Here is an 874-nt window from a genome sequence, read left to right on the forward strand (position 1 = left end):
GCATATGGCTTCCCGTCACGGTCGTGATGGAGATAGTGGAACTCGCCGACGCGCGAGAAGCCGGCCTCCAGCATCTCGATATAAAGCTGCGCCGCCACTGCCTCGACCTGGTCCGGCGTCATCGACAGCGCGAAGCGGTACATCACCTCTCGCCAGCTCCAGAAACTGTCCGCCGAAGGGCCGCGCAATTCGGCGAGCCCCGCCATGCCGCGCTGGAAGGCGTGGCTGTGCAGATTGGGCATGCCGGGCAACAGAATGGCATGGCGCTCGTCGCCGGCCTGCGGGGAAGTGGCGGTCTCGACCGTGGTGATGCGGCCGCCGTCGAAAGCGATCCGCACATTGCCTTGCCAGCCTTCGGGCAGCAGCGCCTGTTCCACAAAGATCGCCGTCACGAACATCTCCGAATCTGAATGCCTCGGCGACATTACCGCTTGCGTCGCGCTCCAATATGTATATACATAATTGCCATCCTTTCAAATGGAAAAGATGATGGGTGGAGAGAACGGAAAGAGTGGCCTTCGTCTCTGGCGCAATGCGCGCCTGGCGACTCTGGCTGAGGACGCGGCCGGCCTCGGCATCGTCGAGAAAGGCGCGGTCGCCGCACGTGACGGCTTGATTGTCTATGCTGGCGCCGAAGCCGACATGCCGGCCGGGCTCGGGCGGGGCGCCGACACCGTCGATTGCGCAGGACGCTGGATCACGCCCGGCCTGATCGACTGCCACACGCACCTTGTCTATGCCGGCAACCGTGCCAACGAGTTCGAGATGCGGCTGGCCGGCGCCACTTATGAACAAGTGGCCCGCGCTGGAGGCGGCATCGTTTCCTCCGTGAAGTCGCTGCGCGCTGCCAGCGAGGACGAACTCGTCGCTGAGA

The 874-nt window shown here is 63.8% G+C and carries 2 pseudogenes; one reads left to right on the forward strand and one right to left on the reverse strand.

Features of this window, described 5'->3' with window-relative positions:
- Positions 1–392: pseudogene (locus EOA29_RS38230) on the reverse strand (amidohydrolase family protein); the annotation flags it as partial.
- A gap of 97 nt (positions 393–489) precedes the next feature.
- Between EOA29_RS38230 and EOA29_RS38235 the strand changes: the two are divergent.
- Positions 490–874 (forward strand): annotated as a pseudogene (locus EOA29_RS38235) (imidazolonepropionase); the annotation flags it as partial.

Origin of the sequence: Mesorhizobium sp. M1E.F.Ca.ET.063.01.1.1 (assembly GCF_003998155.1) — a bacterium.
Taxonomy (GTDB): Bacteria; Pseudomonadota; Alphaproteobacteria; order Rhizobiales; family Rhizobiaceae; genus Mesorhizobium.